Origin of the sequence: Thauera aminoaromatica (assembly GCF_000021765.1) — a bacterium.
GTDB lineage: Bacteria > Pseudomonadota > Gammaproteobacteria > Burkholderiales > Rhodocyclaceae > Thauera > Thauera aminoaromatica.
The window spans coordinates 989,237-1,014,486 of the sequence record NC_011662.2; the positions used below are offsets into that span (position 1 = coordinate 989,237).

The following is a 25,250-nucleotide window of genomic DNA, read 5'->3' on the forward strand; positions in this document are numbered from 1 at the left end:
CCGCGCATGGACAGACTGCTGATCGAAGGCGGCGCCCGCCTGGCGGGCGAGATCGCCATTTCCGGCGCCAAGAACGCCGCCCTGCCCATCCTGTGCGCGGCCTTGCTGACCGCGGAGCCGGTCACCTTCACCAACGTTCCGCGTCTCAACGACATCGATACCCTGCTGGCGCTGCTCGCTCAGATGGGCGTGCGCGTCAAGCGCGAGGCCGACGTGGTGATGCTCGACGCCTCCGCGCTCGACAACCCGGTCGCACCTTACGAGATGGTCAAGACCATGCGCGCCTCCATCCTGGTGCTCGGCCCGCTGGTCGCGCGCTGCGGCGAGGCGCGGGTGTCGCTGCCCGGCGGCTGTGCAATCGGCGCGCGTCCGGTGGATCAGCACATCAAGGGCCTGCAGGCCATGGGCGCGGCGGTGGGCGTCGAGCACGGCTACGTGCATGCGACCGTGCCGCGCCTGAAGGGCGCGCGCCTGTTCACCGACATGGTGACGGTGACCGGTACCGAGAACCTGATGATGGCCGCGGCGCTGGCCGATGGCGAAACCGTGATCGAGAACGCCGCGCGCGAGCCCGAGGTGGTCGATCTCGCCAACTGCCTGGTGGCGATGGGTGCGCAGATCTCGGGCGCCGGCAGCGACGTGATCCGCATCCGCGGCGTCGAGCGGCTCCACGGCGCGACCCACCGCATCATGCCCGATCGCATCGAGACCGGTACCTACCTGTGCGCGGCGGCGGTCACCGGTGGTTCGGTGCGCCTGACCGGCACCTCGTCCTGCTACCTCGACGCGGTGATCGACAAGCTCATGGACGCCGGCTGCGAGGTGGTGTCCGAGCGCGACGCGATCCGCCTGACCGCGCCGGCACGGCTCAATGCCGTGAGCCTGCGCACCGCGCCTTATCCGGCCTTCCCGACCGACATGCAGGCGCAGTTCATGGCGCTCAATGCGGTCGCCAAGGGCGTGGCGATGATCCGCGAGACCATCTTCGAGAACCGCTTCATGCACGCGGTCGAGTTGCAGCGCCTCGGCGCCGACATCCGCATCGACGGCAACACCGCGGTGGTGCAGGGCGTGGACAGGCTGCAGGGCGCGACCGTGATGGCGACCGACCTGCGCGCGTCGGCGAGCCTGGTCGTAGCCGGCCTGGTGGCGGAGGGCGACACCACGATCGAGCGCATCTACCACCTCGATCGCGGCTACGAGCGTCTGGAGGAGAAGCTCGCCGCGCTCGGGGCGAGGGTGCGGCGGCTCGGTTGAGAGGAGTTTGAGAGCTGCGACGGCGGCATGCGCTCGCGTGCACGCGGCCGTCGTGCCGTCGCCGAACTGCGACTTGCGTCGCTCCCGCAGGGCAGCCGCGGAACGCTGCGGGAGCGCTTACAGTTCGAACTGTCCGTTGGCTTCAGGTTGCCAGGTGACTTCCAGCACCTTCAGGCGGATTTCCTTGCCGTCGGCCGACTTCCAGTCGATCGACTGGCCGGCCGAAAGACCGAGCAGGGCGCTGCCCGCGGGAGAGAAGATCGACACGCGGTGCGCCTCGGCGTTGGCGTCCTTGGGGTAGGCCAGGGTCAGCTCGTATTCGCGGCCGGTACCTTCCTCGACGAAGCGCGCGCGGCTGTTCATCGTGATGACGTCGGCCGGCATGTCCTGCGGCTCGCGCACGTCGGCACGCTCGAGTTCCGCGCGCAGGCCGTCGAGGTCGCTGCGGCTGCGGAAGGCGGGGAGGGTGAGCAGACCCTCGAGGCGCTCGAGGTCGCTGCTGGAGACGATGATCGACGGTTTCATGGTGCGGGTTTCCTGCCTGAGGTGCGCGCCGACGCTGCGGCGAAACAAAAGAAAAGGCCGAACCGCCGCGTGCGGTTCAGCCAGTCGCGTCGAAGGTTAACAGAAGCGGCGCCGGGTTACAATGACGAGTCCCCCCGATCAAGGCTTTTCACGTGTCCAGCATCACGCTCGCCCTGTCCAAGGGCCGCATCTTCGAAGAGACCCTGCCGTTGCTCGCCGCAGCGGGCATCGTGCCCACTGACAACCCCGAGTCCTCGCGCAAGCTGATCATCGGCACCAACCGGCCAGATGTGCGCCTGGTCATCGTGCGCGCCACCGATACGCCCACCTACGTCCAGTACGGCGCCGCCGACCTCGGCATCGCCGGCAAGGACGTGCTCGTCGAGCACGGCGGTGCGGGTCTCTACCAGCCGCTCGACCTCGAGATCGCCAAGTGCCGGCTGTGCGTGGCGGTGCAGAAGGGCTTCGACTACGCCGCCGCGACCCGCCCGGGCGGGCGCATCCGCGTCGCCACCAAGTACATGAACGCGGCCAAGGCCCACTTCGCCGGCAAGGGCATGCATGTGGACCTGATCAAGCTCTACGGTTCGATGGAGCTCGCACCCCTGGTCGGGCTCGCCGACGCCATCGTCGACCTGGTGTCGACCGGCGGCACGCTGCGCGCCAACAACCTCGAAGAGGTCGAGGACATCATGCCGATCAGCTCGCGCCTGATCGTCAACCAGGCCTCGCTCAAGCTCAAGCGCGAACTGCTGCAGCCGGTGCTCGACGCCTTCGCCGGCGCGATCCAGTCCTGAGGAGTCCCTACCGATGAGCCAGACCCCGATCCGCCGCCTGGCCGCGCGCGAACCCGAATTCCTGTCCACCCTCGATGCCCTGCTCGCCTTCGAGGCCGAGGCCGACGGCCGCATCGACGCGGCGGTCACCGAGATCCTGCAGGCGGTGCGCACCACCGGCGACGCCGCGGTGGTCGAATACACCCGCCGCTTCGACGGGCTCGACGTGCAATCCATGGTCGCGCTCGAGCTGCCCAGGAGCGAGCTGCTGCTCGCGCTCGACAGCCTGCGCCCCGAGCAGCGCGAGGCGCTCACCATCGCCGCCGACCGCGTGCGCGTCTATCACGAGCGCCAGAAGGGCGAGTCCTGGGAATTCACCGAGGCCGACGGCACCCGCCTGGGCCAGAAGGTCACCCCGCTCGACCGCGTCGGCCTCTACGTGCCGGGCGGGCGCGCCTCCTACCCGAGCTCGGTGCTGATGAATGCGATCCCGGCCAAGGTCGCCGGTGTCGGCGAACTGATCATGGTCGTGCCCACCCCGCGTGGCGAGAAGAATCCGCTGGTGCTGGCGGCGGCGGCGATCACCGGCGTCGACCGCGTGTTCACCATCGGCGGCGCGCAGGCGGTGGCGGCGCTGGCCTACGGCACGCAGACCATCCCGCAGGTGGACAAGATCGTCGGCCCGGGCAATGCCTACGTGGCCGAGGCCAAGCGCCGCGTGTTCGGCACCGTCGGCATCGACATGGTCGCCGGCCCGTCTGAAGTGCTGATCATCTCCGATGGCTCCGGCCACGCCGACTGGGTGGCAATGGACCTCTTCGCCCAGGCCGAGCACGACGAGCTCGCGCAGTCCATCCTGCTGTGTACCGACGCCGGCTTCATCGACGCGGTGCACGACGCGATCGACCGCCTGCTGCCCACCATGCCGCGCCGCGACACGATCGCCAGGTCGCTTGCCAACCGCGGCGCGCTGATCCACGTCGACAGCCTGGAGCAGGCCTGCGCGCTCGCCAACCGCATCGCGCCCGAGCACCTCGAGCTGGCGCTGGAAGATGCCGAGGACTGGATCGCCCACATCCGTCACGCCGGCGCGATCTTCGTCGGCCACTGGGCGGTGGAGGCGCTCGGCGACTACTGCGCCGGCCCCAACCACGTGCTGCCGACCATGCGCAGCGCGCGTTTCTCCTCGCCGCTCGGCACCTACGACTTCCAGAAGCGCACCAGCATCGTCCACATCTCGCAGGCGGGCGCGCAGCACCTGGGCAAGGTGGCTTCCATCCTGGCCCATGGCGAGGGTCTGCAGGCGCACGCCCGCTCGGCGGAGATGCGGCTGAAGGTTTGACGCCTGCCCGCCCGGGTCCCCCGACCCGGGCGGGCAGGCGGTGTTCCCTTGTCGATCGCGGGGAGGCGGGCATGACGCTGAAGTTCGGCTGGATGGCGGTGCTGGCCCTGGCCGCCGGGGCGGCGGTGGCGGCCGAGGAGCCCATCCTCAACGTCTACAACTGGAACGACTACATCGCCGCCGACACCATCCCCGCCTTCGAGAAGGCGAGCGGGATCGAGGTGCGCTACGACCTCTACGACAGCAACGCCACGCTGCAGGGCAAGCTGCTGACCGGCGGCAGCGGCTACGACGTTGTGTACCCGAGCGTGGAGTACGCCGGCAAGCAGATCCAGGCCGGCATCTTCCAGCCACTCGACAAGTCGCGCCTGCCCAATCTCGTCCATATCGACCCGCTGATCCTCGAGGCGGTGGCGGTCGCCGACCCCGGCAACCGCTACCTCGTACCCTACATGTGGTTCACCATCGGGGTGGCGATCAACGTCGACAAGGTCATGAAGGCGCTCGACGGCAAGCTGCCCGACAACGCCTGGGACCTGCTCTTCGACCCTGCGCTGACCGCGCGCCTGAAGGGCTGCGGCATCGCGCTGATGGACGAGGCCAGCGACGTGATCCCCGCGGCCATGCTCGACGCCGGCCTCGACCCGGTGAAGATGGACCCGGCCGACATCCGCGCCGCGGTCGAGCACATCCGCCCGGTGCGCAAGGACATCCGCAGCTTCAACACCGCGCCCATCGAGCAGATGGCCAAGGGCAGCCTGTGCGTGGCGATGATGTTCTCGGGCGACGCCCGCATCGCCGCGCGGCGCGCGCAGATCGGCGGCTCCGAGGTCAGGCTGCAGTACCTGATCCCGGCCGTGGGCGCGATGATGTCGGTGGACGTGATGGCGATCCCGCGCGACGCGCCGCACCCGCATAACGCCCACCGCTGGATCGACGCGATGATGGACCCGGCCACGGTGGCGCGCATCTCCAACGAGACCTTCTACATCAGCGCCAACACCGCGGCGCTCGCGCTCACCGACGCCACGCTGCGCGACGACCCGGCGATCAACGTGCCGGAGGCGGTCAAGCGTACGCTGCGCGCCAAGCCGGTGCTCGGCAAGGACGTGCAGCGCGAGCTGACCCAGGCGCTGAATCGCTTCAAGGCGGCGCGCTGAGCGGCGGGCGGGCGCAGCGGGTGATGCGATGAACGAGCGCATGCCGCAGGATGGACCCGAAAGCTTGGCCCGCGAGCGCGTCCATCTGCGCATCGAACGCCTGGGAAAACGCTTCGGCGACACCTGGGCGGTGCGCGAGGTCTCGCTCGACATCGGCGAGCGCGAGATCTTCGCGCTGCTGGGCAGCTCGGGCTGCGGCAAGTCCACCTTGCTGCGCATGATTGCCGGCCTGGAGACGCCGAGTTGCGGGCGCATCCTGCTCGACGGCGAGGATCTCGCCGCGGTGCCCGCGCACCGTCGTCCGACCAACATGATGTTCCAGTCCTACGCGCTGTTCCCGCACATGACCGTGGCGGGCAACGTCGCCTTCGGCCTGCGCCAGTTGCGGCCGCGCATGGCGCGCGCGGCGATCGCGGCCCGCGTCGACGAGATGCTCGAGCTGGTGCAGATGCGCGCCTACGCCGGGCGCCGCCCACAGGCGCTCTCCGGCGGACAGCAGCAGCGCGTGGCGCTGGCGCGCAGCCTGGCGCGCGAGCCGCGCCTGCTGCTGCTCGACGAGCCGCTCGCCGCGCTCGACAAGCGCATCCGCCAGCAGACCCAGTTCGAGCTCGTCGGCCTGATCCGGCGTGTGGGGGTCACGTGCATCCTCGTCACCCACGACCAGGAGGAGGCGATGACCATGGCCGACCGCATCGGCATCCTGTCCGAGGGCGGGCTGGTGCAGGTCGGCACGCCGGGCGAGATCTACGAGCGCCCCAACTGCCGCTTCAGCGCGAGCTTCATCGGTGAGACCAACCTCTTCCACGGCCGCATCGAGGGCGATCGCCTGGTCGGCGGCGAGTTTCCGCAGCCGATTCGCTTCGTGGCCACCGTTGCGCTGCAGCAGGGGGGTGAAGCCTGGCTGTCGCTGCGCCCCGAGTGCGTGCGCGTGCATCATCGCGCCGCCGGCGATGCGTGCGTGCCGGAACGGCCCGATGACAACGCCGCGCCGGCCGAGGTCGCCGAGATCGCCTATCTCGGCGGCCGCTCCATCTACCACCTGCGCCTGCCCGGCGGTGGCTCGATGATCGCCAGCGTGCCCGCGGCGCACTGGGGCAAGGCCGCGCCGCCGGCGCGCGGCGAGCCGGTGCGGGTGTCGTGGCCGGCGCCCGACGGCGTGCTGCTGCTGCGATGAAGGCGCGTCCGGCTTCTGCGCAAGGGCATGGCCGCTTCTGGGTCGGCCTGCTGCCGTGGATGTGGATGCTGTTCTTCTTCGTGCTGCCCTTCGCGCTGATCGTGAACGTCAGCCTGTCCACGCCGGACCTCGCCGTGCCGCCCTACGTGTCGCCCTTCGCCGGCGCGGCTGCGGACGGGGCGCCGGCCTTCCGTCCCGATCCCGCCAGCTACGCCCGCCTCGGCGGCGAGCTGGCGGCACTCGGCACGCTCGCCGCGGACCGGCCCTATCTCGCCGCCTACGCCAATTCGCTCCTGCTCGCGACGCTCACCACGCTGTGCTGTCTGGTTCTCGGCTATCCCTTCGCCTATCGTCTCGCGCGCGCGCCCGAGGCGATGCGCAACCTCCTGCTGATGCTGGTGATGCTGCCGTTCTGGACCTCCTTCCTGCTGCGCGTCTATGCCTGGATGGGCCTGCTCGACAGCAGCGAGACCGGGCTGATCAACCAGGTGCTGCTCGGCCTCGGCCTGGTGGCGGAGCCGCTGCCGCTGCTCTACAACACCGGCGCGGTGCTGGTCGGCATGGTCTACAGCTACCTGCCCTTCATGGTGCTGCCGCTCTACGCCAACCTGGTCAAGCTCGACCAGCGCCTGCCCGAGGCCGCGCGCGACCTCGGCGCGCGGCCGGCCACGGTGTTCCTGCGCATCACCCTGCCGCTGTCCTCGCGCGGCATCGTCGCCGGCTCGATGCTGGTGTTCATCCCGGCGGTGGGTGAGTTCGTCATCCCCGATCTGCTCGGCGGCGGCAGCGTGATGACGATCGGGCGCAGCATCTGGGACGACTTCGGCCCCAACCAGGACTGGCCGATGGCGGCGGCGGTCGCGGTGCTCATGGTGGCGATGCTGATCGCGCCGATCGTGCTGCTGCAGCGCCATGGGCGCGGGGCCGGGAGGGGCGAATGAACGGCGGCGGCTGGGGCGGACGGATGTGGGTGGTCGGCGTGTACGCCTTCCTCTACGTGCCCATCCTGTGCCTGATCGTGTTCTCCTTCACCGCCGGGGAGATCACCACCCGGTTCGACGGCTTCTCGCTGCGCTGGTACGCCGCGCTGGCGCGCGACGCAGAACTGCATGCGGCCGTGCTGCTGTCGCTGCGTGTCGGCGCGCTCGCCGCCACCGCCGCGGTGGTGGTCGGCACCGCCGCCGGGGTGATCCTGGTGCGCGCCGGGCCCTATCCCGGCAGTCGCTTCTTCGTCGGCATGATGAGCGCGCCGATGGTGATGCCCGAGGTGGTGGTCGGTCTGTCGCTGGTGCTGCTGTTCACCCATCCGGCGCTCGCCGTGCTGGGCGGGCGCGGGGTGGCGGCGATCTGGGTGGCGCACACCACGCTGTGCGCGGCCTACGTGGCGGTGCTGGTGGCGTCGCGCCTGCGCGAGATGGACCGCGCGCTCGAGGAGGCCGCGCTCGACCTCGGCTGTCCGCCGCTGAAGGTCTTCTTCGTGATCACCGTGCCGGTGATCGCGCCTGCGCTGGCGGCCGGCTGGCTGCTCGCGTTCACGCTGTCGATGGACGACTTCGTGCTCGCCGCGATGCTGTCCGACCCGGGCAGCACGACGCTGCCGGTGCTGGTGTTCGCGCGCCTGCACCACGGCCTCAAGCCCGAGATCAACGCGCTCGCCACGGTGATCGTGGTGGTGGTGTCGATCGCGGTGCTCCTCGCCAACCGCCTGTTGCTGGCGCCGCCGCGCGCGTCGGCGCCAGCGGTGGCGCGCGGCGGCTGATCGGCTTCAGCCGGCGAGGATCTCGCGCAGGGCCGCCACCAGAATCGCGCACTGCGCGTCGGTGCCGACGGTGATGCGCATGAACTGGTCGATGCGCGCCGCCTTGAAGTGGCGCACGATGATCGCGCGCCTGCGCAGTTCGGCGGTGAGTTCGGCGCCGTCGCGCGTCGGGTGGCGGGCGAAGATGAAGTTCGCCGCCGAGGGCAGCACCTCGAAGCCGAGCGCCTGCAGGTCGGCGACCAGCCGCGCGCGCGTCTCGATCACCTGGGCGCAGCTGGCGCGGAAGTAGTCCTCGTCCTCCACCGAGGCCACCGCGCCGGCGATCGCGAGGCGGTCGAGCGGGTAGGAGTTGAAGCTGTTCTTGACCCGCTCCAGCGCCTCGATCAGCGCCGCGTCGCCCACCGCGTAGCCCACGCGCAGGCCCGCCAGCGCGCGGCTCTTGGAGAAGGTGCGCGTGACCAGCAGGTTGGGGTGGCGATCCACCAGCGCGATCGCGCTGTCGCCGCCAAAGTCCACGTAGGCCTCGTCGACCAGCACCACGGCCTCGGGGTTGGCGGCGACGATGCGCTCGACCTCGGCGAGCGCGAGCAGCCGTCCGGTGGGTGCGTTCGGGTTGGGGAAGATGATCGCGCCGGCGCGCTCGTCGCCGCGCGGCAGGTAATCTTCCACGCGGATCGAGAAGTCCTCGGCCAGCGGCACGATGCGCGGCTGGATGTCGTACAGCCCGCAATACACCGGATAGAAGCTGTAGGTGATGTCCGGGAACCACAGCGCGCGCTCGTGCTTGAGCAGCGCCATGAAGGCGTGCGCGAGCACCTCGTCGGAGCCGTTGCCGACGAAGATCTGCTCCGGGCGCACGCCGTGATGGCGGGCGAGCGCGGCCTTGAGCGCGTCGGCGTTGGGGTCGGGGTAGAGGCGCAGGCCGTCGCCGGTGGCGGCGCGGATGGCCTCCAGCACCTTCGGCGAGGGGCCGCAGGGGTGTTCGTTGGTGTTGAGCTTGACGAGGTTGTCGAGCTTGGGCTGCTCGCCCGGCACGTAGGGGGTCAGGCCGTGGACGACGGCGCTCCAGAAGCGGCTCATGCGGGTGTCTGCGGTTGGGGTGGAACGGAGGCTTGGACGCGCACAACGCACCTTGCGGCGCATCGCGGCGAGTTCGCTGCGCGATGTTATCATGACGGGCAGACAACCCATTTTGGCCGGTAGCTCCCATGCGGCAAGCAGAAGTCACGCGCAACACCCTCGAAACCAAGATCACCGTGCGCATCGACCTCGATGGCAGCGGGCAGGGCCGGCTCGACACCGGCGTGCCCTTCTTCGACCACATGCTCGACCAGATCGTCCGCCACGGCCTGTTCGACCTCGACATCCACTGCGAGGGCGATACCCACATCGACGACCACCACACCGTAGAGGACGTCGGCATCACGCTCGGGCAGGCCTTCGCCAAGGCGCTCGGCGACAAGAAAGGGCTGCGCCGCTACGGCCATGCCTACGTGCCGCTCGACGAGGCGCTGTCGCGCGTGGTGGTCGATTTCTCCGGCCGCCCGGGGCTGCACTACTTCGTGAATTACACCCGCGCCCGCATCGGCAACTTCGACGTGGATCTGGCGCGCGAGTTCTTCCAGGGCTTCGTCAATCACGCCGGCGTCACGGTGCACATCGACAACCTGCGCGGCGACAACGCCCACCATCAGTGCGAGACCGTGTTCAAGGCCTTCGCCCGCGCGCTGCGCATGGCGGCCGAGCACGACGAGCGCGCCGCCGGGACCATCCCCTCGACCAAGGGCGCGCTCTGATTCCTCCCTTCCCGCGGTCGCGTCGCGCGGCCGCCATCCTGTCGAAAAGCGAGTCAAGCCGATGACCAGCGTGGCCATCATCGATTACGGCATGGGCAACCTGCGCTCGGTCGCCAAGGCGATCGAACACGTGGCGCCCGGTCACGAGGTCTTCGTCACCTCCGACCCGGCGCGTGTCGCCGCCGCCGAGCGGGTCGTGTTTCCGGGGCAGGGCGCGATGCCCGACTGCATGCGCGAACTCGACGCGCGCGGCCTGCGACCTGCGGTACGCGCCGCGGCGGCCGAAAAACCCTTCCTCGGCATCTGCATCGGCCAGCAGATGCTGTTCCAGCACAGCGCCGAGGGCGACGTGCCGGGCTTGGGCATCCTGTCCGGGGAGGTCGTGCGCTTTCCCGAGACCGGCATGTTCGCGGCCGACGGCAGCCGGCTCAAGGTGCCACACATGGGCTGGAACGAAGTACGTCAGTGCGGACCGCACCCGATGTGGGACGGCATCCCCGACGGCGAGCGCTTCTACTTCGTGCACAGCTACTTCGTGGTGCCTGCGGAGGCCTCGCTGACTGCGGCCGAGACCGACTATGGCGTTCGCTTTACCAGTGCGGTAGCGCGGGCTAATATCTTCGCGGCTCAGTTCCACCCCGAGAAGAGCGCCGCGGCCGGCCTGCGCCTGCTCGCCAATTTCATCCGCTGGCAGCCCTGAGCGGCCGGTGATTCCCTCTACGTTTCTCCACTGCTGATCCCGGTATGCTGCTCATTCCCGCCATCGACCTCAAGGACGGTCAATGTGTTCGCCTGAAACAGGGCGAGATGGACGACGCCACGGTGTTCTCCTCCGATCCGGGCGCCATGGCGCGCCACTGGCTCGAGGCCGGCGCGCGCCGCCTGCACCTGGTGGACCTCAACGGTGCCTTTGCCGGCAAGCCGAAGAACGGCGCCGCGATCCGTTCGATCACCGACGTCGTCGGTGACGACATCCCGGTCCAGCTCGGCGGTGGCATCCGCGACCTCGACACGATCGAGCATTACCTCGACAACGGCATCAGCTACGTCATCATCGGCACCGCCGCGGTCAAGAACCCCGGCTTCCTGCACGACGCCTGCAGCGCCTTTCCCGGCCACATCATCGTCGGCCTCGACGCCAAGGACGGCAAGGTGGCGGTGGACGGATGGTCCAAGCTCACCGGCCACGACGTGGTCGATCTGGCGAGGAAGTTCGAGGACTACGGCGTGGAGTCGGTGATCTACACCGACATCGGCCGCGACGGCATGCTTTCGGGCGTCAATATCGAGGCCACCGTGCGTCTGGCGCGCGCGCTGCGCATCCCGGTCATCGCCAGCGGCGGCATCACCGACCTGCGCGATATCGACGCGCTGTGCGCGGTCGAGGACGAGGGCATCATGGGCGCGATCACCGGGCGCGCGATCTACGAGGGCACGCTCGACTTCGCCGCCGCGCAGGCGCGCGCGGACGAGCTCGAGGGCGCGCGCGAATGAGCTTCTCCCGCAGGGGCAGCCGATGCTAGCCAAGCGCATCATTCCCTGCCTGGACGTGAAGTCCGGGCGCGTGGTCAAGGGGGTCAATTTCGTCGAGTTGCGCGACGCCGGCGATCCGGTCGAGATCGCCCGCCGCTACGACGAGCAGGTCGCCGAGCAGGTCTTCATCCCGCTCACCGTCGGTGGTGGTGTGCGCGTGGTCGAGGACGTGCGCCGGCTGCTCAACGCCGGCGCCGACAAGGTCAGCATGAACACCGCGGCGGTGAACAACCCGCAGCTGGTCTTCGAGGCCGCGAGCAAGGTCGGCAGCCAGTGCATCGTGGTGGCGATCGACGCCAAGCAGACCGCGCCCGGCAAGTGGGAGGTGTTCACCCACGGCGGGCGCAACAACACCGGGCTGGACGCCATCGAGTGGGCGCGCAAGGTCGAGTCGCTGGGGGCGGGCGAGATCCTGCTCACCAGCATGGACCGCGACGGCACCAAGAGCGGCTTCGACCTCGCGCTCACGCGCGCGGTGTCGGATGCGGTGCGCATCCCGGTGATCGCCAGCGGTGGCGTCGGCACGCTCGAGCATCTCGCCGAGGGGGTCTCCGAAGGCCGCGCCGACGCGGTGCTGGCGGCGAGCATCTTCCATTTCGGACAGCACACCGTGCGCGAGGCCAAGGAGTTGATGCGCGCGCGCGGCATCGAGGTACGCTTGTGAGTGCGAGCACGCGCTGGTTGAACGAAATCAAGTGGGACGAGCACGGCCTGGTGCCGGTCATCGCGCAGGAAGCCGCCACCGGCGACGTGCTGATGTTCGCCTGGATGAACCGCGAGGCGCTGCAGCGCACGGCCGAGACCGGCGAAGCCATCTACTGGTCGCGTTCGCGGCGCAAGCTGTGGCACAAGGGCGAGGAGTCCGGCCACGTGCAGAAGGTGCTGGACATGCGCATCGACTGCGACAACGACGTGGTCCTGCTCAGGATCGAGCAGGTGGGCGGGATCGCCTGCCACACCGGACGTCACAGCTGCTTCTTCCAGAAGTATTTTGCCGATGGCCGCTGGGAGGCCGTCGAGCCGGTTTTGAAAGACCCGCAGGAGATCTACAAATGATCGATATCGAAGTGCTGCACCGCGTGTCCGAGACCCTCGCCGCGCGCAAGAAGGCCGATCCGGATTCTTCCTACGTCTCCAGCCTGTACCAGAAGGGCACCGACACGATCTGCAAGAAGGTCGCCGAGGAGGCCGCCGAGACCATCATGGCGGCCAAGGACAAGGACATGCTGCACCTGGTGTGGGAAGTGACCGACCTCTGGTTCCACTCCATGGTGCTGCTCGCCCACCACGGGCTGTCCGTGGACGACGTGCTCGCCGAGTTCCGTCGCCGCGAGGGCGTGTCGGGCATCGACGAGAAGAAGTCGCGCACTGCGGAAGGTTCGCGCGCATGAGCGACTGCGTCTTCTGCCGCATCGTGCGCGGCGAGATTCCGTCGAAAAAGGTCTACGAGGACGAGCACGTCTTCGCCTTCCACGACATCCATCCCGCCGCACCCGTGCATGTGCTGGTGGTGCCCAAGGTGCACGTCGACTCGATGGCGCACCTCGACGGGGAACACGAGGCGGCGATGGGGCGTCTGATGGTTGCGGCGGGCAGGATCGCCCGCGAGCAGGGCTGTACCGACGGCTTCCGCACCATCGTCAATACCGGAAGGGTCGGCCTGCAGGAGGTGTATCATCTGCACCTGCACATTCTGGGCGGGCCCGATCCCCTGCCGCCCATGTTGAAGCGTTAAGGAGAGCGGTATGGGTTCTTTCAGCATCTGGCACTGGCTGATCGTGCTGGTCATCGTCCTTCTGGTGTTCGGCACCAAGAAGCTGCGCAACATCGGTTCCGACCTCGGTGGTGCGGTGAAGGGCTTCAAGGAAGGCATGAAGGAGGGTGATTCGGCCGGAGCGGGCGACGCCTCCCAGCAGAAGCTCGCCCAGGGCCAGACGATCGAGGGCGAGGCGCGCGAGAAGGTCGACCAGAACCGGTCCTGAGCCTCGCGTCTCGAACCAGCATCGGGGGCGCCCTGACCGGAGCGCCCCTTCGTTTTACGGCGGGCCGGTGGCGGCCCCTGTCTCGAGCGAGCACACATGTTCGATTTCGGCTTTTCGGAACTCGTGGTGATCGGCATCGTGATGCTGATCGTGGTCGGGCCGGAGCGCCTGCCCAAGGTCGCGCGCACCGCCGGGCACCTGCTCGGGCGCGTGCAACGCTACGTCTCCGACGTCAAGTCCGACATCCAGCGCGAGATGCAGCTCGAGGAACTCAAGAAGCTGCAGGAACAGGTGCGGCACCAGGCGCAGGAACTCGAGACCTCGGTGCGCACCGGCGTCGCCGGGGTCGAGTCGGGAATCGGCGAGACGGTCGCCGAGGTGCGCTCCATCCTCCCCGAGTCGCCTGCCTCCGCGTCGGGCACCGCGGCGCCCGCGCCGGCCGGCGCTCCGACGCCCGTCGCGAATCCGGCGGCAGCGCCCGCGCCGGCCGGAGCGGATGCGACGCCCGCCCGTCCCGCCCCGCAACTCGAGCTCGGGCTGGATAGCACGCCCCGCACCGCGCCTGGAGCTGACAAGGTCAAGGCATGAGCGAACAACAGGAAACCTTCATCGCCCACCTGATCGAGCTGCGCGACCGCCTGATCCGCGCGCTGCTCGCGATCGTGATCGTCTTCGTCTGCCTGATGCCGTGGGCGGGCGCGATCTACGACATCCTCGCCAAGCCGATGATGGACACGCTGCCTGCGGGTACCAACATGATCGCCACCGGCGTGGTGACGCCCTTCTTCGTCCCGGTCAAGGTGACGATGATGGTCGCCTTCGTGTTCGCGCTGCCCTGGGTGCTCTACCAGGCCTGGGCCTTCATCGCGCCCGGGCTGTACGCGCACGAGAAGCGCCTCGCCCTGCCGCTGGTGCTCGGCAGCACGCTGCTTTTCCTGCTCGGCATGGCCTTCTGCTATTTCTTCGTGTTCGGCACGGTGTTCAAGTTCATCGCCGAATTCGCTCCCAAGAGCATCGTCCCGGCGCCGGACATCGAGCAGTACCTGTCCTTCGTGATGTCGATGTTCATCGCCTTCGGCATCACCTTCGAGGTGCCGGTGGCGGTGATCCTGATGGTCAAGGCCGGCATCGTCGATGTCGCCAAGCTGCGCGAGTCGCGCCCTTACGTGATCGTCGGCGCCTTTGTGGTCGCCGCCATCGTCACCCCGCCGGATGTGGTCTCGCAGTTCATGCTGGCCGTGCCGATGTGCCTGCTCTACGAGCTTGGCATCGTGCTCGCGGGCATGCTGTCCAGGCCTTCCCCTCAGCAGGAGGCCGCCGGCGAGACGGTACAGCAGCTCGCCGGGCCGGCTGCTGCGGATGGCGAGGGCGAGCCCCGCTGAGTGCCGCGGGCCGCGTCGGTCGGTGCCTCAGCGCGCGGCGGGCGGGATCGGGCGGCGGCCCACTTCCACCTCGAGGTCGAGCGCCTCGGCGCCGCGCCGCACCCTGAACACCGCACGCTTGCCGGGTGAGAGCGCCGCGACCATGTCGAGCATCGCGCGCGGGTCGCGCACGCTCTCGCCGTCGAGCGCGACCAGGACGTCGCCCGGACGCACGCCCGCCCGATCTGCCGGGCTGCCGCGCAGTACGCCGGCGATGAGCGCGCCGCCGGCGTCGCGATAGCCGAACGAGGCGGCCAGTTCGGGTGTGAGGTCCTGGATCTCCACGCCCACCCAGCCGCGCACGACCTCGCCGGTGGCGACGATCTGCTCGAGCACGTCGCGCGCGATCGAGACCGGGATTGCGAAGCCGATGCCGAGCGAACCGCCCGAGCGCGAGTAGATCGCCGTGTTGATGCCGACCAGGCTGCCCGCGCTGTCGACCAGCGCGCCACCCGAGTTGCCCGGGTTGATCGCGGCGTCGGTCTGGATGTAGTTCTCGAAGGTGTTGATGCCGAGCTGGCTGCGACCGAGCGCCGAGACGATGCCCATGGTGACCGTCTGGCCGACGCCGAAGGGGTTGCCGATCGCCAGCACCACGTCGCCCACCGCGAGGCTGTCGGCGGCCGGGAAGGTGATCGCCGGAAGCGCCTCGGCGCCGTCGATGCGCAGCACCGCGAGGTCGGTCTCGGGGTCGCGCCCGACCAGGCGGGCGGCGAACTTGCGGCCGTCGTTGAGCGCGACCTCGATCGCGTCGGCGGTCTCGATGACGTGGTTGTTGGTGAGTACGTAGCCGTCGGGGCTGACGATGACGCCCGAGCCGAGGCCGGATTCGCTCGGTGCGCTGTCCGGGCGCTCCCCGAAGAAGTGGCGGAACAGCGGGTCGTCGAGCAGCGGGTGGCGCTGGCCGCGACCGCCCTTGCTGGTGAAGATGTGCACTACCGCCGGCATCGAACGCTGTGCAGCCGGGGCGTAGGAGCCTGCCGCCGGCGCACGCTCGCTGCCCGCAGGTGCCTCGAGGATCGCCACCACCGCCGCGGGCGTGGCCTTGCGCAGCCATTCCGGCTTGAGGGTGTTGAGCACGAACAGCACGGCGACGCTGACGGTCACCGCCTGCGCGAAGATGAGCCACAAGCGGCGCATAATGTCGGGCTTCAAAGAAGAGGGGGTCGCGCCCGGCCGGCCGGAGCGTTCTCCGGTCGAGGAGCCACGCGCGAAGCAAGGATGAAGGAGGACGCATGCAGCTCACCGAACTCGGGGGTCATCTCGACACCCTGCTCGACGCTTCACGGCTGAAGGATTATTGCCCAAACGGCCTGCAAGTGGAAGGACGCGCGGAGGTCCGGCGCGTGCTGTGCGGGGTGACTGCCAGCCAGGCCCTGCTCGACCTTGCAGCAACGGGGGCGTATGACGCCGTCTTCGTTCACCATGGCCTGTTCTGGAAGGGCGACGACGGTCGCGTGACCGGCTTCCGGCGTCGGCGCCTGCACACCCTGCTCGCCAACGACATCAGCCTGTTCGCCTACCATCTGCCGCTCGACGTGCATCCGGAGCTCGGCAACAACGCGCAACTCGCGCGCCTGATGGGCTGGCAGGGGACGGCGCGCTTCGCCGACCAGGAGCTGGGCTGGATCGGCCGGCCGGCGCGGGAGGGCGAGCGTGCGGACGAGATCGCGCGCGCGCTTGCCCGGCGGCTCGGGCGCGAGCCGCTGCTGGTCGGTGACGGCGAGCGTACGGTGCGCCGGATCGCCTGGTGCACCGGCGGTGCGCAGGGCTTTTTCGAGCCGGCGATCCTGGCCGGGGCCGAGCTCTACGTGTCGGGCGAGATCTCCGAGCCCACGGTGCATCTGGCGCGCGAGTCGGGTGTGCCCTACATCGCCGCCGGCCACCACGCCACCGAGCGCTACGGCGCACGCGCCATGGCGCACTACCTGAACGAGGTGCTCGGGCTGGAGGCGAGCTTCGTCGACCTCGACAACCCGGTCTAGCGCCGGGGGGGCTCGTCCGCGGCCGGCGGGCAGGGGCCGAGGTCTTCCTCGAGGATGGCGGTGAGGGTGAGGATCTCGTCGATCACCGAGAACGGGAAGCCGGCGCGGGTGCCGTTGCGATTGTCGCGCAGCAGCTGCTGCAGGTGGCGCTGGCAGGCGGCGGTGCGCCATGTCTTCTGCAGGGCCTCGCAGATGTGCGGCAGGTCCTCCAGGCTCATCTTCGACGCCCGCAGCGCGTCGTAGCTCTGCCAGTTGACCGTGGTGACGTTGAAGGTCTTGTTGAGCTCCCCGGCGATCGCGTTGAACTCGTCGCGCAGGCCCGCTGCCCGGTAGACCTCGAGCAGCTTGAGCCAGGGCGAGACCGCTTCGCGCGGATTGCCGCGGATGAACTCGGCGAGCGTCTCGGCTGCGCCGCGGACGCGGCCGAAGCTCATCATGATGTCGGCGAGCTCGACCGCGGACTTGTGCTCCTGGATGGTCTCGGTTGCCGTCCCCGCCGGCCACTCGAGGCGAGTGTCGACGGTGCCGACGCCGAAACCGAAGCCGGTTTCTTCGGCCCGCGCGCGGCCCTTGCGGGACTCCGCGCTGCCGAGCGTCGTCGCGGTGGCGGTGTCCGTCGGCCGACTGGACGGCGCTGCCGGCGTCGGACGCCGCGAGCGGCGCAACAGCGCGACGAGAGCCAAGGCGGCAAACCCGAGTCCGCCGAACAGGTAGGCGTCGCGGCCCCAGGCGTTCTCGGCCGCGAGCGCAGGGCGCGTTTCGGCGGGGGTGACCGGCTCGGTCCGCGGCGGAGGCGAGGCGGGGACTGCGACGGCCGGGGCGGTTGCGACGGCGGGGACGGCCTGCATCCTGAGCAGGCGCTCCTTCAGCCCGGCCTGGATTTCCTCGAGTTCCTTGATGCGGGCGAGCAACTCCATCTCGGCGATGATGCTGCGGTCGATCGCCGCGGCAAGCGCGCGCTCGCGCTCCGCGTGATTGCGCGGGGGGGCGTCGCCATGCGCCGCCGTGGTCCCGCCCGTGCTCCGCGTGGCGACGGTCTTGTCCACGACGAGCCGGTCGGGTCCCTGGGCGACAACCGGTGCCGGTGCCGCTTCGGGCTGCGGCGCGGCGGGGCGCAGGTCGGGCAGGCGCAGCGCCGTGCCTGCGGGCAGGACGCGGGTGAGTGCGGCGGCGTCGGCGAACAGCTTCGGGTTTGCCGCGGCGGTCGCCTCGATGAAGCGCGCCTGCGCTGCGGGGTCGTCCGGGTACAGCGACGACGCCAGGGTGACGAGCGATTCGTCGCCGCTCGTGCCGAGGGTGCGCGCGCGTGGTTTCGGCGCCGCCTTCGCCTGCGCGGGCGGTGCCGTGCGCGGTGTCCGCGCGGGCGCGCGGGCGGCCGGGGGTGGTGCGGCGGCTGCCACCGCAGCCGCCGGCAGGCGGGCGCCGGGTGCGAAGGGCATCAGCAGCGTGTACTCGCGCCGCAGGCGCGCCTCGCACACGTTCTCGATCGCCAGCTTCAGCACCGGCTCGTTGACGCGGGCGGCGTCCCGCACCACCAGGCGCGCTTCGGCACCGCTGCCGCTGACGGCGATACGGCCCTGGCGCAAGGCCGGAAACTCTCCACCGGAGAGGGGGACGACGCGAAAGCATTCGGCATCGGCAGGTTGTCCGTCCGGCAGGCGGATCTCCGCGCGGAAGCTCTCCCCCATCGCGGAGAGTGCGGCGACCTCGCCGAGCGCCACCGCCGCCGCGGGAGGGGCGGTGCCGAGCGAGGCGAGGGCGATTGCGACTGCGATTGCGAGCGGCATGCTGTTGTTGTTCATATTCCGCGCGTCCGGCGGTGGATCGAATGATTGCCGAGTTTTAGCAGACTCGCCGTAGGCATTCCAGCGACTCGTGCCGCAATGCGACCGTGTTTTGTTGCAGGTGTGACGTATTCAGCGTTCCCGGATGCTTCCGCCACACGGCAGCCGGCGCGGTGCGGGATGCGGGTGGAGCGGGCCCGGTGCGGCTGCCGGCGCATGGCTGTGCACCGCGCAAAACCAGTTATAATTATGGGGTCTTGCGACCGCGGCGTGCGCGCCCGGTCCGCGGGTCGGGTCGGGGGGTCCCGATTCCAGTGCGGCGGGCGACGGTCGAGGGAGACGGCGCCGGTCGTGGAGCGATCGCTCCGAAGCATGCCATCAACCTGTCCGCGGCGGCGGCTGCCGTCGCGGCTTCGATCGAAGGGCAACCATGAAAATTCATGAGTATCAGGCAAAAGAACTGTTGAGGAAGTACGGCGTCGTCACGCCGCGCGGTTTCCACTGCGTATCGGTGGACGCTGCCGTGAAGGCGGCCGAGGAACTCGGCGGCAAGATCTGGGTGGTCAAGGCCCAGATCCACGCCGGCGGCCGCGGCAAGGGCGGCGGCGTCAAGCTCGCCCGCTCGCTCGACGAAGTGCGCCAGCACGCCAACGACATCCTCGGCATGCAGCTCGTGACCCACCAGACCGGCCCCGAAGGCCAAAAGGTGCGCAACCTGCTGATCGAGGAAGGCGCCGACATCAAGCACGAATACTACGTCGCGGCGCTGACCGATCGTGCCACCCAGACGGTCGCCATGATGGCCTCCTCCGAAGGCGGCATGGACATCGAGGAAGTCGCCCACAACACCCCCGAGAAGATCATCAAGGTCTTCGTCGATCCGCTCGTCGGCCTCACCGACGCGCAGGCCGCCGAGCTTGCCAAGGGCATCGGCGTGCCGGAAGGCTCGGTCGCCAAGGCGGTCGACGCCTTCAAGAAGCTCTACACCTGCTACATGGAAACCGATGCCTCGCTGGCGGAAATCAACCCGCTGATCCTCGAGGGCAACGGCAACATCAAGGCGCTCGACGCGAAGTTCAACTTCGACTCCAACGCCCTCTACCGTCACCCGGAGATCGTCGATTTCCGCGACTTCGACGAAGAGGATGCCGACGAGATCGAAGCCTCCAAGTACGACCTCGCCTACATCAGCCTCGACGGCAACATCGGCTGCCTGGTGAACGGCGCCGGCCTGGCGATGGCCACCATGGACACGATCAAGCTGTTCGGCGCCGAGCCGGCCAACTTCCTCGACGTCGGCGGCGGCGCGACCACCGAGAAGGTCACCGAAGCTTTCAAGATCATGCTCAAGAACCCCCAGGTCAAGGGCATCCTGGTCAACATCTTCGGCGGCATCATGCGCTGCGACACCATCGCCACCGGCGTGGTCGCCGCGGCCCGCGAAGTGAACCTCTCCGTCCCCCTCGTGGTGCGCATGAAGGGCACCAACGAAGACCTCGGCAAGAAGATCCTCGCCGATTCGGGCCTGCCGATCATCGCCGCCGACACGATGGCGGAAGCCGCGACCAAGATCGTCGCTGCGGTCAAGTAAGGAGCACTTCGAATGTCCATCCTGATCAACAAAGACACCAAGGTCATCACCCAGGGCATTACCGGCAAGACCGGCCAGTTCCACACCGAGAAGTGCATCGAGTACGCCAACGGCAAGAACTGCTTCGTCGCCGGCGTGAACCCGAAGAAGGCCGGCGAGAAGATCCTCGACGTGCCGATCTACGGCTCGGTCAAGGATGCCAAGGACGCCACCGGCGCCACCGTCTCGGTGATCTATGTGCCGCCCGCCGGCGCGGCCGCCGCGATCTGGGAGGCCTGCGAGGCCGACCTCGACCTGGCGATCTGCATCACCGAGGGCATCCCGGTCCGCGACATGCTGGTCGTACGCAACAGGATGAAGCAGAAGGTCGCCGCCGGCGGCAAGGAAACCCTGCTGCTCGGCCCCAACTGCCCCGGCCTGATCACGCCCGACGAGATCAAGATCGGCATCATGCCCGGCCACATCCACCGCAAGGGCCGCATCGGCGTGGTCTCGCGCTCCGGCACGCTGACTTATGAAGCAGTCGCCCAGCTCACCGAGATCGGTCTCGGTCAGTCCTCGGCGGTCGGCATCGGCGGCGACCCGATCAACGGCCTCAAGCACATCGACGTGATGCGCATGTTCAACGACGATCCGGACACCGACGCGGTGATCATGATCGGCGAGATCGGCGGTCCGGACGAAGCCGAAGCCGCGCAGTGGTGCAAGGCCAACATGAAGAAGCCGATCGTCGGCTTCATCGCCGGCGTCACCGCGCCGGCCGGCAAGCGCATGGGCCACGCCGGCGCGCTGATCTCCGGCGGCGCCGACACCGCCGACGCCAAGCTCGCCATCATGGAAGAGTGCGGCTTCAAGGTCACGCGCAACCCGTCCGAGATGGGCAAGCTGCTCAAGGCGATGCTGTAAGCCGTCCCCCGGGGCATGGCAAGGGGCGCCGGATTTTCCGGCGCCCTTTTTTGTTAACCGGCGCGGTGCGCGCGCTAGAATGGGCGGAGGATTCCTCGCAGGCGGCGCAGGCGCGCCGGCCGTTCCACTTACAGACGGGTATGGGCATGCCGAAGTTGGTTCTCAGCATGGACGGGCTGGTGCTCAAGGAAATGGCGCTCGTCAAGGAGCGCACCACCATCGGGCGCAAGCCGGACAACGACATCCAGATCGATAATCTCGCGATCAGCGGCCATCACGCGGTGATCACCTGCATCACCAACGACGCCTTCCTCGAGGACCAGAACAGCACCAACGGCACCTACCTCAACGGCCAGCCGGTCAAGAAGAACGTGCTGCGCAACAACGACGTCATCGAGCTCGGCAAGTACCGCATCAAGTACATCGTGGACGATGCCAAGCCCGGGCTGGCGCCGTCCGAGATGATCGAGACCGCGGCCTACAAGGCCTTCGAGATGCCGCGCGCCACGACCGAGACGGTGCTTCCGCCGGGTGCGCCGGCGCCGAGCGACACGCAGATCCTCTCCGCCGCCGCGCGCCAGGCCGGCACCGCGGCCGCGGCCGCCACCGCCGCCTCCGCGGCGGGCGAAGGGCAGGGTGTGATCCAGGTGCTCAGTGGCGCCAACGCCGGGCGCGAGCTGCCGCTCACCAAGTCGCTCACCACGCTCGGCAAGCCGGGGCGCCAGGTCGCGGTGATCACGCGCCGCCCGCACGGCTACTTCATCACCCACGTCGAGGGGGCGAGTTTTCCGCTCGTCAACGGCAGGGCGATCGACGCCCAGGCGCGTCCCCTGCGCGACCACGACATCATCGAGATCGCGGGCGTCAAGATGGAGTTCTTCCTGCGCGCCTGAGGGGCCGGGGAGGGCGTGACATTCTCCCGCGCGGCCGGCGCGCGGTCGGTGCTAAGGTTTCGCATGGGTTTGCACGGTGGCCTCCGGCCGCCGCGGACGCGGATGACGGAGGCCATGAAGCTCAAGGTGCTGGGGTGCAGCGGCGGAATCGGCGGGGCGCAACCGCGCACCACCTCGTTCCTGCTCGACGACGACATCCTGATCGACTGCGGGACGGGCGTCGGCGACCTGACGCTGGACGAGCTGGCGCGGATCGACCACGTCTTCCTCACCCATGCGCACCTCGACCACATCGCCGCGCTGCCGCTGATGATCGACTCGGTGGGCGAACTGCGCCAGGCGCCGGTGCAGGTGCATGCGACGCCCGAGACCATCCGCATCCTGCACTCGCACATCTTCAACTGGCTGGTGTGGCCCGATTTTTCCGCGATTCCCGACCACCACCAGCCCTTCATGCGCTTCCATCCGATCCACGTCGGCGAGCGCCGCGATTGCGGCGGGCGCGGCATCACCGCGCTGCCTGCCCGCCATACCGTCCCCGCGGTGGCCTACCGGCTCGACAGTGCGCACGGGCAGCTGGTGTTTTCCGGAGATACCGCCTACTGTCCCGAGCTGATCGAGGCGATCAACGACTGTCCGCAACTGCGCCACCTCATCCTCGAGACCGCCTTCGCCGAGGAACAGCACGGGCTCGCCGTGGCTTCGCGCCACCTCTGCCCGAGCATGGCGCGCGCGGTGCTCGACGAGATCCGCGGCACGCCCGAGATCCACATCAGCCACCTCAAGCCGGGCGTCGGGCAGCGCATCATCGACCAGCTCGGGGCCTGCGCGCCCGGACGACCGCTGCGCGCACTCGGTCGCGGCGACCTCCTGGAGTTCTGATGCGGGTACCGGGCGCGGCGCGGAATCCGCTACCTTGCATGCCACCGCTCGCCCCCGGGCGTCTCCATCCCGAGGAATCCTCATGAACACCTCCGTGTCCAGCGCCGTCACGCACCGTCTCGCCTTCTTCAAGGGCTTGCAGACGCTGACCAACCGCATCCATGCGAGCAAGGACACCGACGAGATCATGCTCGAGCTCGCGCCCGAGCTGTGCTCGCTGTTCGAGGCCGAGCGCTTCACCATCTACGCGCTGGAGGAGGGCGGGGCCTCGATCGTCACCCGGGTCAAGACCGGGCTGAGCGGGGTGCAGAGCATCCGCCTGCCGATCGGCGAGAACAGCATCGCCGGCTTCGTCGCGCTCAGCGGCCAACTGGTCAATATCCGCGACGTGTACGACGACGAGGAGCTGCGCCGCATCTCGCCGCACCTCGCGCTGCGCCGCGAGGTCGACGCCAGCACCGGCTTCCACTCGCGCCAGATGCTGGTCGCGCCCATCCGCGATCCCGACACCGGCAGCCTGCTCGGGGTCGTGCAGCTCATCAACACGCTCAACCGCGAACCCTTCTCCAAGATGACCGAGGAGGGGCTGATGGGGCTCGCACAGACGCTCGGCGTTGCCTTCCTGCGCCACAACCGCCAGGCCGGGCGCCTGCGTTCGCGCTTCGAGGCGCTGGTGGTCGATGGCCGCATCACCGCCGAGGAGTTCGCCGACGCCACCCGCGAGGCGCGCGAGAGCGGGGCGGGCACCGAGAACCTGCTGATCGAGCAGCTCGGCCTCAGCCACGCCGAACTCGGCGCAGCGGCCTCGCGCTATTTCGGCGTGCCCTATCAGCCCTTCGTCGCCAACCACGTCAAGCCGATGGACCTGCTGCGCAACATCAAGCGCGAGTTCGTCGAGCGCAGCCTGTGGCTGCCCTGGGAGGAGAACCCCGAGGGCGTGGTGATCCTGTGCGTCGACCCCGAGCAGGTGCGCAGCTCGGGCGTGGCGCAGAACGTGCTGCCGAAGAAGCGGCTGACCTACCGCGTCACCACCCAGCGCGACTTCGAGCTGACGGTCGAGCAGTTCTTCGGTGTGACCCTGGACGACGCCTCGGTCTCGGACCTGCTGTCCGGTCTCGACGATCACGAGGAGGACGCCCTCTCGCTCCGGGACGAGGTCAACGCCGCCGCCGACAACGAGCTCGTCAAGCTGGTCAACAAGATCATCATCGACGCCTATCGTCAGGGCGCCTCCGACATCCACATCGAGCCCCGCCCGGGCAAGGAGAAGACCCAGATCCGCTTCCGCAAGGACGGCTCGCTGGTGCCCTACATCGAGATCCCGGCAAGCTACCGCAACCCGCTCGTCACCCGCATCAAGATCATGTGCGACCTCGACATCTCCGAGCGCCGCAAGCCGCAGGACGGCAAGATCCGCTTCCGCAAGTTCGCCCCGGTCGACCTCGAGCTGCGCGTGGCCACGCTGCCCACCCAGGGCGGCATGGAGGACGTGGTGATGCGCCTGCTCGCGCACAGCGAGCCGATCCCGATCGACCAGCTCGGCCTGCTGCCCTTCAATCTCGAGCGCCTCAAGAGCGCGATCGCCAAGCCCTACGGCATCTTCTTCGTGTGCGGCCCCACCGGCTCGGGCAAGACCACCACGCTGCACTCCATCCTGAGCTACATCAACACCCCGGATACCAAGATCTGGACGGTCGAGGACCCGGTCGAGATCACCCAGAAGGGCCTGCGCCAGGTGCAGGTCAACCGCAAGGCCGGCATCGACTTCGCCACCATGATGCGCGCCTTCCTGCGCGCCGACCCGGACGTGATCATGGTCGGCGAGATGCGCGACCACGAGACCGTCTCGGTCGGCATCGAGGCCTCGCTGACCGGCCACCTGGTGTTCTCGACCCTGCACACCAACAGCGCGCCCGAATCGGTCGTGCGCCTGCTCGACATGGGCATGGACCCGTTCAACTTCGCCGACGCGCTGCTCGGCGTGCTCGCCCAGCGCCTGGCCAAGCGCCTGTGCCTGAAGTGCCGGGTACCCTACCGCGTCGGCGAGGACGAGCTCGCCAGCCTGCTCGACGAATATTGCGAGGACATGCACCTGACCCCGGACTTCGCCGCCGACCCGAAGACCGCCCGCGAGCGCGTGCTGGGGCGCTGGCGCGAGGCCTTCGGCGACAAGGACGGCGGCTTCCGGCTCTACCGCGCGGTCGGCTGCGAGCACTGCAACCAGGGCTACAAGGGGCGGGTAGGCCTGCACGAGCTGATGCTCGGCTCCGACGCGATCAAGCGCCAGATCCAGTCGCGCGGCCGCGTCGACCAGATCCTCGGCCAGGCGCTCGCCGAAGGCATGCGCACGCTGCGCCAGGACGGCATCGAGAAGGTGCTCGCCCGGCATCACCGACATGAAGCAGGTGCGCAAGGTCTGCGTGCGCTGAGCGCGGCAGGGGCGGCCGATCGGCGGGGCGCGGGTTAGAATCCGCGCTGCCACCC

26 protein-coding genes and 1 pseudogene are annotated in these 25,250 nt (G+C 69.0%); 23 read left to right on the forward strand and 4 right to left on the reverse strand.

The features are described from left to right. The first annotated feature begins 6 nt into the window (after window positions 1-6). On the forward strand, window positions 7-1,257 hold the full coding sequence (gene murA, locus TMZ1T_RS04385; RefSeq protein ID WP_004307362.1) for a UDP-N-acetylglucosamine 1-carboxyvinyltransferase: 1,251 nt from the start codon (window positions 7-9) through the stop codon (window positions 1,255-1,257). Between the two features lie 117 nt (window positions 1,258-1,374). On the opposite strand, the gene rnk is transcribed toward murA, so the two are convergent. After that, a complete protein-coding gene (gene rnk / locus TMZ1T_RS04390; protein WP_004307360.1) occupies window positions 1,375-1,782 on the reverse strand; it encodes a nucleoside diphosphate kinase regulator in 408 nt (135 codons plus the stop codon). A gap of 152 nt (window positions 1,783-1,934) precedes the next feature. On the opposite strand from rnk, the gene hisG reads away from it, so the two are divergent. The 6 genes from hisG (at window position 1,935) to TMZ1T_RS04420 (ending at window position 7,993) form a co-directional block, all read left to right on the forward strand. Beyond that, window positions 1,935-2,579 carry an ATP phosphoribosyltransferase gene (gene hisG / locus TMZ1T_RS04395; RefSeq protein ID WP_004307358.1) on the forward strand — a complete coding sequence of 215 codons (645 nt, stop codon included), beginning with the start codon at window positions 1,935-1,937 and terminating at the stop codon, window positions 2,577-2,579. Between the two features lie 13 nt (window positions 2,580-2,592). After that, window positions 2,593-3,900 carry a histidinol dehydrogenase gene (gene hisD / locus TMZ1T_RS04400; RefSeq protein ID WP_012584699.1) on the forward strand — a complete coding sequence of 436 codons (1,308 nt, stop codon included), beginning with the start codon at window positions 2,593-2,595 and terminating at the stop codon, window positions 3,898-3,900. 71 nt (window positions 3,901-3,971) lie between these two features. Continuing rightward, window positions 3,972-5,060: a polyamine ABC transporter substrate-binding protein gene (locus tag TMZ1T_RS04405; RefSeq protein ID WP_004307355.1), complete on the forward strand. Its 1,089-nt coding sequence runs from the start codon at window positions 3,972-3,974 to the stop codon at window positions 5,058-5,060. A 64-nt stretch (window positions 5,061-5,124) separates the two neighbouring features. After that, entirely contained in the window at window positions 5,125-6,234 is a 1,110-nt protein-coding gene (locus tag TMZ1T_RS04410) for an ABC transporter ATP-binding protein (protein ID WP_261789171.1), read from the forward strand. After that, window positions 6,231-7,175 (forward strand): ABC transporter permease, encoded by a 945-nt coding sequence (locus tag TMZ1T_RS04415; protein ID WP_012584701.1) that lies wholly within the window; start codon window positions 6,231-6,233, stop codon window positions 7,173-7,175. The genes TMZ1T_RS04410 and TMZ1T_RS04415 overlap by 4 nt, the downstream gene beginning before the upstream one ends. Next, window positions 7,172-7,993, forward strand: coding sequence for an ABC transporter permease subunit (locus TMZ1T_RS04420; protein ID WP_004307351.1), 822 nt, complete (start codon window positions 7,172-7,174; stop codon window positions 7,991-7,993). The genes TMZ1T_RS04415 and TMZ1T_RS04420 overlap by 4 nt, the downstream gene beginning before the upstream one ends. 6 nt (window positions 7,994-7,999) lie before the next feature. Here the strand turns inward: TMZ1T_RS04420 and hisC are convergent, their stop codons facing one another. Then, the gene (hisC, locus tag TMZ1T_RS04425; protein WP_004307348.1) at window positions 8,000-9,073 is read right to left on the reverse strand and encodes a histidinol-phosphate transaminase; all 1,074 of its coding nucleotides are present in this window, start codon (window positions 9,071-9,073) and stop codon (window positions 8,000-8,002) included. A 128-nt stretch (window positions 9,074-9,201) separates the two neighbouring features. On the opposite strand from hisC, the gene hisB reads away from it, so the two are divergent. The 10 genes from hisB to tatC all read left to right on the forward strand — a co-directional run bounded on the left by hisB (window position 9,202) and on the right by tatC (window position 14,686). After that, window positions 9,202-9,789, forward strand: a complete 588-nt coding sequence (gene hisB / locus TMZ1T_RS04430) for an imidazoleglycerol-phosphate dehydratase HisB (protein WP_004307346.1) — start codon at window positions 9,202-9,204, stop codon at window positions 9,787-9,789. A 61-nt stretch (window positions 9,790-9,850) separates the two neighbouring features. Next, a complete protein-coding gene (gene hisH, locus TMZ1T_RS04435) occupies window positions 9,851-10,489 on the forward strand; it encodes an imidazole glycerol phosphate synthase subunit HisH (protein WP_012584702.1) in 639 nt (212 codons plus the stop codon). Between the two features lie 44 nt (window positions 10,490-10,533). Then, window positions 10,534-11,283: a 1-(5-phosphoribosyl)-5-[(5-phosphoribosylamino)methylideneamino]imidazole-4-carboxamide isomerase gene (gene hisA / locus TMZ1T_RS04440; RefSeq protein WP_004307342.1), complete on the forward strand. Its 750-nt coding sequence runs from the start codon at window positions 10,534-10,536 to the stop codon at window positions 11,281-11,283. 22 nt (window positions 11,284-11,305) lie between these two features. Continuing rightward, window positions 11,306-11,986, forward strand: coding sequence for an imidazole glycerol phosphate synthase subunit HisF (gene hisF / locus TMZ1T_RS04445; RefSeq protein ID WP_012584703.1), 681 nt, complete (start codon window positions 11,306-11,308; stop codon window positions 11,984-11,986). Continuing rightward, window positions 11,983-12,378: a phosphoribosyl-AMP cyclohydrolase gene (gene hisI / locus TMZ1T_RS04450; protein WP_012584704.1), complete on the forward strand. Its 396-nt coding sequence runs from the start codon at window positions 11,983-11,985 to the stop codon at window positions 12,376-12,378. Before hisF ends, hisI begins: the two co-directional genes overlap by 4 nt. Beyond that, window positions 12,375-12,713 (forward strand): phosphoribosyl-ATP diphosphatase, encoded by a 339-nt coding sequence (locus TMZ1T_RS04455; RefSeq protein WP_004307336.1) that lies wholly within the window; start codon window positions 12,375-12,377, stop codon window positions 12,711-12,713. The genes hisI and TMZ1T_RS04455 overlap by 4 nt, the downstream gene beginning before the upstream one ends. Further along, complete coding sequence (locus tag TMZ1T_RS04460; protein WP_004307334.1) at window positions 12,710-13,057, forward strand: histidine triad nucleotide-binding protein; 348 nt, start codon at window positions 12,710-12,712, stop codon at window positions 13,055-13,057. Before TMZ1T_RS04455 ends, TMZ1T_RS04460 begins: the two co-directional genes overlap by 4 nt. A 10-nt stretch (window positions 13,058-13,067) precedes the next feature. Beyond that, on the forward strand, window positions 13,068-13,304 hold the full coding sequence (gene tatA, locus TMZ1T_RS04465) for a Sec-independent protein translocase subunit TatA (protein WP_004307332.1): 237 nt from the start codon (window positions 13,068-13,070) through the stop codon (window positions 13,302-13,304). A 96-nt stretch (window positions 13,305-13,400) separates the two neighbouring features. Beyond that, window positions 13,401-13,892, forward strand: a complete 492-nt coding sequence (tatB, locus tag TMZ1T_RS04470; RefSeq protein ID WP_012584705.1) for a Sec-independent protein translocase protein TatB — start codon at window positions 13,401-13,403, stop codon at window positions 13,890-13,892. After that, entirely contained in the window at window positions 13,889-14,686 is a 798-nt protein-coding gene (gene tatC, locus TMZ1T_RS04475; protein WP_004326515.1) for a twin-arginine translocase subunit TatC, read from the forward strand. The genes tatB and tatC overlap by 4 nt, the downstream gene beginning before the upstream one ends. A gap of 27 nt (window positions 14,687-14,713) precedes the next feature. Here the strand turns inward: tatC and TMZ1T_RS04480 are convergent, their stop codons facing one another. Further along, window positions 14,714-15,865 carry a trypsin-like peptidase domain-containing protein gene (locus TMZ1T_RS04480; protein WP_012584706.1) on the reverse strand — a complete coding sequence of 384 codons (1,152 nt, stop codon included), beginning with the start codon at window positions 15,863-15,865 and terminating at the stop codon, window positions 14,714-14,716. Window positions 15,866-15,960: 95 nt separating this feature from the next. Between TMZ1T_RS04480 and TMZ1T_RS04485 the strand changes: the two genes are divergently transcribed. Further along, window positions 15,961-16,710, forward strand: a complete 750-nt coding sequence (locus tag TMZ1T_RS04485; protein WP_012584707.1) for a Nif3-like dinuclear metal center hexameric protein — start codon at window positions 15,961-15,963, stop codon at window positions 16,708-16,710. Here the strand turns inward: TMZ1T_RS04485 and TMZ1T_RS04490 are convergent. Then, window positions 16,707-18,512, reverse strand: a complete 1,806-nt coding sequence (locus TMZ1T_RS04490; protein WP_012584708.1) for a type IV pilus assembly protein FimV — start codon at window positions 18,510-18,512, stop codon at window positions 16,707-16,709. The genes TMZ1T_RS04485 and TMZ1T_RS04490 overlap by 4 nt on opposite strands. 412 nt (window positions 18,513-18,924) lie before the next feature. Between TMZ1T_RS04490 and sucC the strand changes: the two genes are divergently transcribed. The 5 genes and pseudogenes from sucC (at window position 18,925) to TMZ1T_RS04515 (ending at window position 25,195) form a co-directional block, all read left to right on the forward strand. Next, complete coding sequence (gene sucC, locus TMZ1T_RS04495; protein WP_012584709.1) at window positions 18,925-20,085, forward strand: ADP-forming succinate--CoA ligase subunit beta; 1,161 nt, start codon at window positions 18,925-18,927, stop codon at window positions 20,083-20,085. Window positions 20,086-20,097: 12 nt separating this feature from the next. Continuing rightward, entirely contained in the window at window positions 20,098-20,991 is an 894-nt protein-coding gene (gene sucD, locus TMZ1T_RS04500) for a succinate--CoA ligase subunit alpha (protein WP_004327115.1), read from the forward strand. Between the two features lie 146 nt (window positions 20,992-21,137). Continuing rightward, window positions 21,138-21,884 carry an FHA domain-containing protein gene (locus TMZ1T_RS04505; protein WP_041589783.1) on the forward strand — a complete coding sequence of 249 codons (747 nt, stop codon included), beginning with the start codon at window positions 21,138-21,140 and terminating at the stop codon, window positions 21,882-21,884. A 114-nt stretch (window positions 21,885-21,998) separates the two neighbouring features. Then, on the forward strand, window positions 21,999-22,766 hold the full coding sequence (locus TMZ1T_RS04510; RefSeq protein ID WP_004322784.1) for a 3',5'-cyclic-nucleotide phosphodiesterase: 768 nt from the start codon (window positions 21,999-22,001) through the stop codon (window positions 22,764-22,766). Window positions 22,767-22,848: 82 nt separating this feature from the next. Beyond that, a pseudogene (locus TMZ1T_RS04515) lies at window positions 22,849-25,195 on the forward strand (ATPase, T2SS/T4P/T4SS family). Window positions 25,196-25,250 lie beyond the last annotated feature (55 nt).

Coding starts and splice junctions, on each gene's coding strand:
- murA (WP_004307362.1), top strand. CDS start 7: ATGGACAGACTGCTGATCGAAGGCGGCGCCCGCCTGGCGGGCGAGATC.
- rnk (WP_004307360.1), bottom strand. CDS start 1,782: ATGAAACCGTCGATCATCGTCTCCAGCAGCGACCTCGAGCGCCTCGAG.
- hisD (WP_012584699.1), top strand. CDS start 2,593: ATGAGCCAGACCCCGATCCGCCGCCTGGCCGCGCGCGAACCCGAATTC.
- TMZ1T_RS04405 (WP_004307355.1), top strand. CDS start 3,972: ATGACGCTGAAGTTCGGCTGGATGGCGGTGCTGGCCCTGGCCGCCGGG.
- TMZ1T_RS04415 (WP_012584701.1), top strand. CDS start 6,231: ATGAAGGCGCGTCCGGCTTCTGCGCAAGGGCATGGCCGCTTCTGGGTC.
- TMZ1T_RS04420 (WP_004307351.1), top strand. CDS start 7,172: ATGAACGGCGGCGGCTGGGGCGGACGGATGTGGGTGGTCGGCGTGTAC.
- hisC (WP_004307348.1), bottom strand. CDS start 9,073: ATGAGCCGCTTCTGGAGCGCCGTCGTCCACGGCCTGACCCCCTACGTG.
- hisB (WP_004307346.1), top strand. CDS start 9,202: ATGCGGCAAGCAGAAGTCACGCGCAACACCCTCGAAACCAAGATCACC.
- hisH (WP_012584702.1), top strand. CDS start 9,851: ATGACCAGCGTGGCCATCATCGATTACGGCATGGGCAACCTGCGCTCG.
- hisA (WP_004307342.1), top strand. CDS start 10,534: ATGCTGCTCATTCCCGCCATCGACCTCAAGGACGGTCAATGTGTTCGC.
- hisF (WP_012584703.1), top strand. CDS start 11,306: ATGCTAGCCAAGCGCATCATTCCCTGCCTGGACGTGAAGTCCGGGCGC.
- TMZ1T_RS04455 (WP_004307336.1), top strand. CDS start 12,375: ATGATCGATATCGAAGTGCTGCACCGCGTGTCCGAGACCCTCGCCGCG.
- TMZ1T_RS04460 (WP_004307334.1), top strand. CDS start 12,710: ATGAGCGACTGCGTCTTCTGCCGCATCGTGCGCGGCGAGATTCCGTCG.
- tatA (WP_004307332.1), top strand. CDS start 13,068: ATGGGTTCTTTCAGCATCTGGCACTGGCTGATCGTGCTGGTCATCGTC.
- tatB (WP_012584705.1), top strand. CDS start 13,401: ATGTTCGATTTCGGCTTTTCGGAACTCGTGGTGATCGGCATCGTGATG.
- tatC (WP_004326515.1), top strand. CDS start 13,889: ATGAGCGAACAACAGGAAACCTTCATCGCCCACCTGATCGAGCTGCGC.
- TMZ1T_RS04480 (WP_012584706.1), bottom strand. CDS start 15,865: ATGCGCCGCTTGTGGCTCATCTTCGCGCAGGCGGTGACCGTCAGCGTC.
- TMZ1T_RS04485 (WP_012584707.1), top strand. CDS start 15,961: ATGCAGCTCACCGAACTCGGGGGTCATCTCGACACCCTGCTCGACGCT.
- TMZ1T_RS04490 (WP_012584708.1), bottom strand. CDS start 18,512: ATGAACAACAACAGCATGCCGCTCGCAATCGCAGTCGCAATCGCCCTC.
- sucC (WP_012584709.1), top strand. CDS start 18,925: ATGAAAATTCATGAGTATCAGGCAAAAGAACTGTTGAGGAAGTACGGC.
- sucD (WP_004327115.1), top strand. CDS start 20,098: ATGTCCATCCTGATCAACAAAGACACCAAGGTCATCACCCAGGGCATT.
- TMZ1T_RS04505 (WP_041589783.1), top strand. CDS start 21,138: ATGCCGAAGTTGGTTCTCAGCATGGACGGGCTGGTGCTCAAGGAAATG.
- TMZ1T_RS04510 (WP_004322784.1), top strand. CDS start 21,999: ATGAAGCTCAAGGTGCTGGGGTGCAGCGGCGGAATCGGCGGGGCGCAA.